This window comes from Streptomyces sp. LHD-70, assembly GCF_031157275.1.
Classification (GTDB): Bacteria; Actinomycetota; Actinomycetes; order Streptomycetales; family Streptomycetaceae; genus Streptomyces.
On the sequence record NZ_JAVIFW010000010.1, the window covers coordinates 320081 to 329163 of the forward strand.

At 70.1% G+C, this 9083-nt stretch carries 8 protein-coding genes; 4 read left to right on the forward strand and 4 right to left on the reverse strand.

The window, feature by feature from the left end:
* Positions 1-34 precede the first annotated feature (34 nt).
* Complete coding sequence (gene pruA / locus RCO28_RS21990; protein ID WP_308942900.1) at positions 35-1618, reverse strand: L-glutamate gamma-semialdehyde dehydrogenase; 1584 nt, start codon at positions 1616-1618, stop codon at positions 35-37.
* Positions 1619-1842: 224 nt separating this feature from the next.
* On the opposite strand from pruA, the gene RCO28_RS21995 reads away from it, so the two are divergent.
* Positions 1843-2871 (forward strand): helix-turn-helix domain-containing protein, encoded by a 1029-nt coding sequence (locus RCO28_RS21995; RefSeq protein ID WP_308942901.1) that lies wholly within the window; start codon positions 1843-1845, stop codon positions 2869-2871.
* 196 nt (positions 2872-3067) lie between these two features.
* Positions 3068-4729, forward strand: a complete 1662-nt coding sequence (locus RCO28_RS22000; protein WP_308942902.1) for a choline dehydrogenase — start codon at positions 3068-3070, stop codon at positions 4727-4729.
* A 24-nt stretch (positions 4730-4753) separates the two neighbouring features.
* Here RCO28_RS22000 and RCO28_RS22005 read toward each other — a convergent pair whose 3' ends face one another.
* On the reverse strand, positions 4754-5098 hold the full coding sequence (locus RCO28_RS22005) for a helix-turn-helix transcriptional regulator (protein ID WP_308942903.1): 345 nt from the start codon (positions 5096-5098) through the stop codon (positions 4754-4756).
* Between the two features lie 106 nt (positions 5099-5204).
* Here RCO28_RS22005 and RCO28_RS22010 point away from each other — a divergent pair, with 106 nt between their 5' ends.
* Complete coding sequence (locus RCO28_RS22010; RefSeq protein ID WP_308942904.1) at positions 5205-6182, forward strand: zinc-binding dehydrogenase; 978 nt, start codon at positions 5205-5207, stop codon at positions 6180-6182.
* 102 nt (positions 6183-6284) lie between these two features.
* Entirely contained in the window at positions 6285-7268 is a 984-nt protein-coding gene (locus tag RCO28_RS22015; protein WP_308942905.1) for an EamA family transporter, read from the forward strand.
* A 56-nt stretch (positions 7269-7324) separates the two neighbouring features.
* Here the strand turns inward: RCO28_RS22015 and RCO28_RS22020 are convergent, their stop codons facing one another.
* A complete protein-coding gene (locus RCO28_RS22020; RefSeq protein WP_308942906.1) occupies positions 7325-8215 on the reverse strand; it encodes an LLM class flavin-dependent oxidoreductase in 891 nt (296 codons plus the stop codon).
* 257 nt (positions 8216-8472) lie between these two features.
* On the reverse strand, positions 8473-9083 hold a 611-nt coding region (locus RCO28_RS22025; RefSeq protein ID WP_308942907.1), incomplete at its 5' end, for an electron transfer flavoprotein subunit alpha/FixB family protein.

Genomic DNA, 9083 nt, shown 5'->3' on the forward strand with positions numbered 1-9083 from the left:
ATACCCGGACGGCCTCGGCCTTTGCCCTGTGCGGCTACTGGGCTGCCCAAGCGTCGTTGCCCGACGTGCGAGGAGGGTTCTCGTTGCGCTTCACGCTGAGCGGGCTGGCGAAGCGGATCAGGTTCCAGACCGTCCCCACCTTGTCGTTGGTGCCCGAGGCGCGGGCACCGCCGAACGGCTGCTGCCCGACGACCGCGCCGCTCGGCTTGTCGTTGATGTAGAAGTTGCCCGCCGTGTACCGCAGCACTGAGGACGCCTCGGTGATCGCTGCCTCGTCCTCGGCGAACACGGCGCCGGTCAGGGCGTACACGGTGGACTCGTCGACCAGACGCAGCGTTTCCTGCCAGGCTGCATGCCCATCGTCTTCGTAGACGTACGCCGCGACGACCGGCGCGAACAGCTCCTCGGTCATGAACGCCGAGTGCGGGTCGGTGACTTCGAGCAGGGTGGGCTCGACAAACCAGCCGGTGGAGTCGTCCGTGCCGCCGCCCGTCACCACGACGCCCTCGGCGCGCGCCTTGGCCAGAGCCTCGGCGTGCTTGGCGTGTTGGCGGGCGCTGATGACGGCGCCGATGTGCGTGCCGGGGGCGGTCGGGTCGCCCATGGTGACCGAGCGGGTCAGCTCGACCAGCCGCTCCTTGAGCGCCTGCCAGATGCTGCGCGGAATGTAGATCCGGGACGGGGCCGCACACTTCTGTCCCTGGTACTCGTATGCTCCGCGCACGCAGGCCACCGCGAGGGCTTCGATGTCGGCCGACGGGTGGGCGACGATGAAGTCCTTGCCGCCGGTCTCGCCGACCAGGCGCGGGAAGTCCCGGTAGCCGCCGATGTTCCGGCCCACCGTGTTCCAGATGTGCTGGAAGGTGCCGGTGGAGCCGGTGAAGTGCACGGCCGCCAACTCCCGGTGGATAAGGGCGGTTTCACCGATCTCGGCGCCGCTGCCGTGCACCAGGTTGATGACCCCGTCGGGCAGCCCAGCCTCCCGCAGGAGCTGCATCGACAGGTGGGCGACCAGCGAGGAGCTCTGATGCGGCTTCCACAGAACGGTGTTGCCGAGCAACGCGGGCGCAAAGGCGAGGTTGTTCGTCGAGACGAAGTTGAACGGGGAGACCGCGAAGACGAAGCCTTCCAGGGGGCGGTACTCGACGTGGTTGCGCACCCCCTCGGGGGAGTACGGCTGCATCTCGGCCATCGCCGCCATGTTCGCCACGTTGGCGCGGATGAACTCGACGGTCTCGCCCGAGGCGTCGCCCTCGGCCTGGTCGCGCGTCTTGGACAGCTCCAGCATCGCTGCCGCGTTCATCCGCTCCCGCCACGGCCCGGACTCCAGCAACTCGGCCGCCCGCAGGAAGGGCTTCGCACGCTCCTGCGGAGTCGCCGTGCCCCAGTCGCGGGATGCATTCCGGGCGGCGTCGACGGCCTGCAACACCTCGGCGGCACCGGCGTGATGGGCCTGTCCGAGGCGGACTGCGTGGGCGTGCGGTGTCACGACGGTCCGGGTTTTCCCGGTGCGCACCTCCCGGCCGCCGATCACGAGCGGGATGTCGTAGTCGCCGGCGCGGACCTCGGCGAGCCCGGCGGCGAGACCCGGCGGGTGGGGTACGGACGATGCGGTCATGGGGCGGCTCCGTGGCAGAGGAGAAAGAGGTACGGTGCGTTCGCTCCGACGCTAGGCGGCGGGCCGGAGCCGGCGCTTCGGAGCGCGGACGGAAAGTTCCCCCGGGCATCCGACACTTGTCGAAAACGCCCGGTAGAGGCAGCATGGCCGCAAGACGACGCCCCATCCAGTGCCACGGCCCGGAGCAGGCGAGAGCGGTCCAGAGGTACGGAGGAACACACCTCGTGGTGGATCAGGTGGACGTACAGGCGGAGGTCGACAGCCTCGCTGCGGAGATCGGACTGTCGGTCCTGATCGAGGACCGCGCACAGCGACCGGTGTGGTGGAACACCCAGGGCGCGGTGGACGGCGCCCGCGCCCAGACCATCCTCGACCGGCACGTGACCCCGGTCGTGGCCTCGGTTGTCCAGCGCTTCCACCTCCTGGAGGCGACCGAACCCGTCCGCGTACCGGCCGTGCCCGAGGCATCCATGTGGGCGCGCTGGTGCATGCCCGTGCGCTGTGGCGACCGCACCCTCGGCCTGCTGTGGGTGCTCGACCCGGACGGTGACCTGGACGAGGCCGCGCTGCCACGGCTCCTGGAGTGCGCGGAGCTCGCCGCCGAGGCCCTGGCGGGCAGCGAGGAGTCCGAGGAACGCCGGCACCGGAGGCGCGAGGCCCTCCTGGAGCGACTCCTCCTCGGTCCCGACGAGGAAGCGGCCCGCGAACTCTCTCAGCTGGAAAACCTGCCCCTCGACGCCCGCGTACAGGTGGAGGTCCCGGCCCGACCCGGTGGCTGGGCCCTTGCCGACGGGATGAGCGTGCACGTCGCGCGGGTGGGCGCGCGCCCTGCGACAAGCGGCGCACCCCTGCCAGTGGTGCAACTGACCGAGGCGGTACGGCGAGCATCCGCCGTTCGCAGGGCGGTCGCCGCCGGGGCCCAGCTTGATCCCGAGAACTGGGACGCGCTCGGCGCCTGGCGGCTGATTGTCGAGGCGCCCGAGTCCCTCGAACCGGGGGACCTACATGCAGGAGCGGTGATCTTGGCCGAGGGGTCCAACGACACGCTGATGACGACGGCGCGCGTCGTCCTCGACCACGGCGGCGAAGTGGCGACGGCGGCCAAGGAGTTGCACGTCCACCGCACCACGCTCTACTACCGCCTGGACCGCATCACCGAACTCACCGGTGTCGACCTGCGCTCCGGCCCGTCCCGCACCAACCTGCAGCTCGCCCTGTGGCTGGCGGCGTACCGCGCGGCCGCCGAGCGCTGAAAACACGTCCTCTCACCTGCTGCGCGGACACCCTTCGACAGTTGTTGAAAGCGCGGCCCAACTCTCCTTCCCGGCGCTGATGTCCGGCGTAGGCGACTGACCCTACGTTCGAGTCACTTACGTACTCGCAGCACGAGTCACCCACGCACTCGGAACGAGTCATCCACGTACCCGGAACATTTGAAGGAGTCGTCCGATGGCCCAGAAATTCGACTACATCGTCGTCGGAGCCGGCTCGTCCGGATGCATCGTCGCCACCCGGCTCACCGAGGACCCCGATGTGCGGGTGCTCCTCGTCGAGGCCGGGCGCACGGACCGCACCAACATGTTCATCGCCATGCCCGGCGGCCTGCCGTTCGTCTACCAGAACAAGAAGATCGGCTGGGGCATCCAGTCGGGCCCGGAGCCGCATCTGCACGGCAGGACCATCGACGAGAAGGCCGGAAAGGTCCTCGGCGGCGGCTCGTCCATCAACGCCATGATCTTCAACCGGGGCAACCCGATGGACTACGACGGCTGGGCCGAAGGCGGCCTCAAGGACTGGGACTTCGCCCACTGCCTGCCGTACTTCCGGAAGATGGAGAGCTTCGAGGATGGCCCCGACGCCTGGCGCGGCGGCAGCGGCCCGCTGCGCATCAGCCGCGCCCGCGCCCAGCACAAGATGTACGAGACGTTCCTGCGCGCCGGGGAACAGGCAGGCTTCGAGATCACGCCGGACCACAACGGGCAGCGGCAGGAAGGCCTGCACATCGCGCAGTCCTTCATCCACGACGGGGTCCGCTGGAGCGCCACCAAGGCCTATCTGCGCCCTGCCTTTGAGCGGCCGAACCTGAAGGTGCTGCCCAAGACGGTCGTCAACCGCGTACTCGTCGAGGACGGCGCCGCCGTCGGCATCGAGGTGCAGGGCCCCGACGGTCCGCGCCGAGTGCGCTGCGAGCGCGAGGTGATCCTCGCCGCAGGTGCCATGAACACCCCCAAGCTGCTCATGCTCTCCGGCATCGGCCCCGGCGACGAACTGCGCCGACACGGCATCGACGTCGTCGCCGAGGCCCGCGAGGTGGGCCGCAACCTGCAGAACCACCCGGGAGTGGACCTGCAGTTCGGCACCCGCCACGAGGACTCCCTCACCTCGCAGATCGGCCTTGTGGGACGGGCGAAACTGGGCGCGGACTGGATGCTGCGCCGCAAGGGCCTAGGCACCACCAACTTCTTCGAGGCGGGCGCCTTCCTGCGTACCCGCTACGACGTCGACTTCCCCAACATGCAGTGGGAATTCCTGCCGATCACCCGGCAGTTGAGGGGCAACAAGCTGGTGCCGGTGCCCGGCTTCCAGTTCTGGATGGACCTCTCCCGCCCGCTCAGCCGAGGCGAGGTCACGCTGAACTCGGCCGACCCGTCCGCGCCGCCGTCCGTCGTCTTCAACACGTACGCCGAACGCCAGGACCTCCAGGACATGATCGACGGCGTCCGCATGACGCAGGAGATGGTCCGGCAGTCCGCCTGGCAGCGCTACCGGCCCCAACTCATCACCCCGGGACCGGAGATCACCTCCGACGCCGACCTCGAAGCCTTCGTTCGCAGGGCAACCGGCACCTCCTACCACCCCTCGGGCACCTGCCGGATGGGCGTGGACGCGGAGGCCGTGGTCGACGCCGAGGGGCGTATGAACGCCGTACGCGACCTGCGGATCGTCGATGCGTCGATCATGCCGAAGGTCATCACCGGCAACCTCAACGCGCCGGTCATGATGATGGCCGAGAAGCTCGCCGACCGGATCCGCGGCCGGGAGTCGCTGGCGCCATCCGACGCGGGCTACTACCGGCGGCTTTCGGCGGGGTCGGCCGCGGCCGCTGGATGAGGCCTGGCCGCGCGCCGGCCGCGATCAGTGGACGTCGTCGAGGCGGAGGGTCAGGTCGAGCAGACCGGGGAAGCGGGCGTCGAACTCCTCGCGGCGCAGGCGGTTCAGCCGCTTGGGTCCCTGGTCGCGCTGCTCGACGAGACCGGCAGCGCGCAGGACGGTGAAGTGATGGCTCTTGGCCGCCCTGCCGACAGGAACGTCGAAGTTGCTGCAGCTCAGCGTCCAGTCGGGGTGCGCTGCCAGCTCGCGGATCAGCTGGATGCGCACGGGGTCCGCGAGCGCGGACAGGGCGGTCAACAGGGCCACCTGCTCGGGGTCCGTGTGCACGGGTGCCGCACGGTGGCCCGATCCTTCGGCCTGATCTGACATCGCTCTTCAGCCCTTCGTCGAGACACTGCTGCCGCCGTAGTGTTCGCCTGTCATCGTACAGTGCTAGTGTTCGACATCGATTGAACACTTAGGGAGGTGGTCGCGTATGCAGGCCGTCGAGTTCCATGAGTACGGTGATCCCGCGGTCCTGCGGCTGGTGCAGGCTGAGACGCCCGAGCCGGGACCCGGCCAGGTGACGATCGACGTCGCCTGGGCGGGCGTGAACTTCGCGGACGTCAAGGCGCGCGCCGAGGGCTACCGGGTCGACGCACTGCCGCACCGGCCGGGCCTCGAAGTCTCCGGACGGGTCCGGGCCGTCGGCGCGGGAGTCGACGGACTCAGCCCCGGCCAGGAGGTTGCCGCGCTCGTCGACAGCGGCGGATACGCCGAGGTGGCGCTCGCCCGGGCGGCCACCGTCTTCCCCCTCCCCGCCGGCCTCGACCTGCGGACGGCAGCCACCCTGCCCACTGTGCTCCCGACCGCCCACGCTCTGATCCACGAGGTCGGGCGGCTGCGGGCCGGCGAGAGCGTACTGGTGCACGGTGCGGCAGGAGGGATCGGGACCGTGGCAGTGCAGCTCGCGCGGGCCGCCGGCGCCGGCGTCGTGTACGGCGTGGCCTCCACCGACGCGAAGGCCGCCTACGCCCTTGAGCACGGCTACGACGCAGTGTTCCGGCCCGACCGCTTCACCGAGGATGTCCTCCAGGCCACTGGCCGAAGGGGCGTCGACCTGGTCCTCGACCCGGTCGGCGGCGACACGCTGCGCCGGGGCCTCGACACACTCGCGGTCTTCGGGCGCCTGGTCTCCTTCGGCAACGCGAGCGGCGCCGAGCCGTGGCAGGTCGGGCAGCCGGAGCTGTACGCACAGGGTCGCACCGTCGGAGGCTTCTCCATCCTGGCGTTCGCCCAGACCGCACCTCAGGCCGTGCGTGAACTGACCGAACGCGCCCTGCTCGCGGTGTCCGAAGGGACTGTGACCCTTCCCGTCACCGCTGAATTCCCCTTGGCGGAAGTGGCCGAGGCCCATCGGCTCATGGGCGGGCGCTCGTCCACGGGCAAGCTCCTGCTGCGCGTGGCCGACTGACCACGCCGACGGGCACGGCGGGTAACTCGCCGTCGCCATGGGCCACTTGACGAATCCCGCCCGGGCCGCGGTATCCGCGTGCCCAGGGCCTGAGAAGCACGGATGAGAATGCAGCAGAACGCCATGGCCCGAGGGCTTGCCACCGTCACCGATAGGGTGCCCGCGCCGGGGCTCGTCCTGGCCGGTGTGTGCGGCATGCAGTTCGGTGCCGCCTTCGCCGCCAGTGCCTACGCTCAAGTGGGCGCCGCGGGCGTCGTGTTCCTCCGGCTGCTAATCGCGGGCGTACTGCTGTACGCGCTCTGGCGCCCTGGACGGAAGGCATTCGCGGGCCTTAAGTCCTCCTGGGCGACGCTGCTCGGAGCAGGGACCCTGCTGGCCGGGCACCACATCGCGTTCTTCGAAGCGGTCAACCACGTCCCACTCGGCATCGTCGCCACGATCGAGTTCCTCGGCCCGTTCACCATCGCCCTGCTGGGCTCCCGCCGGGTCATCGACCTGCTGCCCGCGTTCCTGGCCGTCAGCGGCGTTCTGCTGTTGAGCGACCCGGGCGGGGCGCCCTTGCATCCGGGTGGACTCGCCCTGGCCGCCGTCGCGGCATGCTGCTGGGCCGGCTACATCCTCGTTTCGGCCCGGATGGCCACCCGCTTCGGCGGTGGCCAGGGACTCACCCTGGCCATCATCTGGGCCGCGGTACTGAGCGCCCCGTACGGCATCGGCTACGCCGGCGGCGCACTGCTCGACCCGCAGGTGCTGGGTGTGGCGGCCGTCGTTGCGGTGGCCTCCAGCGTGCTGCCGTACTCGCTCAACCTGGAGGCGCTGCGCCGAATCCCGCCCCGCGTCTTCGGCGTTCTAACGAGCCTCGAACCGGCGGCCGGCGCGCTCTTCGGCCTGCTCATCCTGGGGCAGCACCTCGGTGTATCCCAGTGGATCGGCATCGCAGCGGTCGCCTGCGCATCCGTCGCCGCCACAAGCCTGCGGCCCGGCGAGCGACGGAAGTCGCGTGTCCATGCAACGAACAGCACATCGGCTGCGCAGGACGGCGCCCGGGACGCCGTCGAGGCCGAGCCGGTCACGATCCGACAGTGAGCTCGGGAGCCGGACGGTGCCAGAGGCAGCAGGACTGCCTCTGGCACACGTCCGGCTCAGTCGTTGACGCGCCGCAGCGCGGACAGGTCGGCTGCGATGGCGTCGAGGGTTGCTTCGTCGCCGCGGAACGGTTCGTCCCTGCGCGGCCACGCGATCGTGACATCGGTGAAGCCCAGTTCGGAGGCACGGCCCAGGCGGTCTCGCAGGTGTTCCACCGAGGAGACGTGGGCGGTGCCGGACTCCATGTTCAGCATCCGCACCTGCGGCCAGGGGCCGTCGAGCGTTTCGTCCATCCTCCGTACCGTCCGGGCGACTTCTGCCCACCAGGTGTCCTCGTCGAGCCCGCGCCTACGCGTGCCCATCGTCACCCAGCCGTCACCAGGTCGACGGGCGGTGGAAGCGGCGAGCCGCATGCCGCGCGGCCCGTCGGCGGCGATGAGGAACGGAGGCCGGGGCCGCTGCGCCGGACCGGGGATCATCCGTGCGTCCACCGCCGAGTACCACTCACCGGACCAGTCGGTCACCCTCTCGGAGAGCAGCCTGTCGAGAACATCGCGGAACTCGACGAACCGATCGAACCGTTGCGCCGGGGACAACTCCTCCCCGCCGAGCACTGCAGAGTCGAATCCCGGTGCCCCCGCACCGAGCGCGATGGTGAGCCGGCCGTGGGACATCACGTCCACGGTCATCAAGTCCTTCGCCAGCGGCACCGGATGCCGGAAGTTCGGCGTGGTCACCAAGGTGCCCAGACGGATGCGGCTGGTGGTGAGAGCCGCGGCGACAAGCGTGGGTATCGTCGCATGCCACGGCCCGTCGGCGAGGGTCCGCCAGGCCAGGTGGTCGTACGTCCACGCGTGGTCGAACCCGTAGGCATCGGCTCGTTCCCAGCGCTCGCGGTCGGTGTCCCAGTCCTGCTCGGGCAGGATGATGACGCCAATACGGATCATCGAGTCGTCAGCTCCTCAAGAAAGGCGGCGGGGCCAGGGGGAGTTGGTCGGATGTGTCAGTCGCGCAGCGCAAGCCGGGAGCCCAACCGCTGAGTTCGTACGGACACGGCTGCACCCCGGTCGGCCTTGGGATGGTGGGCGACCGGGGCGGGTGCCCGCTCGGGCAACGGCGCTTGGAACCGAGCGGGTGTCGTCGACAGTGGGGCCGCCGCGCACCGGCCGGGCCGGATCAAAGGCCCGCTGCGCATCAGGAGAGATCAGCCCTTGCCGGCCTTGATCTCGTCGATGAGCTGGGGAAGTACCTCGAAGAGGTCGCCGACGAGGCCGTAGTCGGCGAGTTCGAAGATCGGTGCCTCCTCGTCCTTGTTGACTGCCACGATCGTCTTCGCGCTCTGCATGCCGGCCCGGTGCTGGATCGCGCCGGAGATGCCCGCCGCGATGTACAGCTGCGGCGAGACGCTCTTGCCGGTCTGGCCGACCTGGTGGGAGTGCGGGTACCAGCCCGCGTCCACCGCCGCCCTCGAGGCACCCACTGCCCCGCCGAGCACGTCCGCCAGCGATTCGACGAGCGCGAACTCGTCCGCGCCGCCCACGCCCCGGCCGCCCGCGACGACGACCGCCGCCTCGGTCAGCTCGGGCCTGCCGCTGGACTGCCGAGGCGTACGGGAGACCACTTGCGTGCCCGTGGTGAGCTCCGAGAAGTGCACCGCCAGTTCGACGACGGCCAGCGCGGGGACCGGTGCTGTCGCGGCCGGCACGGCGTTGGGCTTGACCGTGACCACCGGAATGCCGTGGGTGACACGGGACTTGGTGGTGTACGAGGCGGCGAACACCGACTGCGTGGCGACCGGCCCCGTCTCGGAGAGTT

Excerpts from the sequence above, each read along its gene's own strand:
- RCO28_RS22020 (WP_308942906.1), bottom strand. The coding sequence starts at position 8,215 with ATGATCCGTATTGGCGTCATCATCCTGCCCGAGCAGGACTGGGACACC.
- RCO28_RS22005 (WP_308942903.1), bottom strand. The coding sequence starts at position 5,098 with ATGTCAGATCAGGCCGAAGGATCGGGCCACCGTGCGGCACCCGTGCAC.
- RCO28_RS22015 (WP_308942905.1), top strand. The coding sequence starts at position 6,285 with ATGAGAATGCAGCAGAACGCCATGGCCCGAGGGCTTGCCACCGTCACC.
- RCO28_RS22010 (WP_308942904.1), top strand. The coding sequence starts at position 5,205 with ATGCAGGCCGTCGAGTTCCATGAGTACGGTGATCCCGCGGTCCTGCGG.
- RCO28_RS22000 (WP_308942902.1), top strand. The coding sequence starts at position 3,068 with ATGGCCCAGAAATTCGACTACATCGTCGTCGGAGCCGGCTCGTCCGGA.
- pruA (WP_308942900.1), bottom strand. The coding sequence starts at position 1,618 with ATGACCGCATCGTCCGTACCCCACCCGCCGGGTCTCGCCGCCGGGCTC.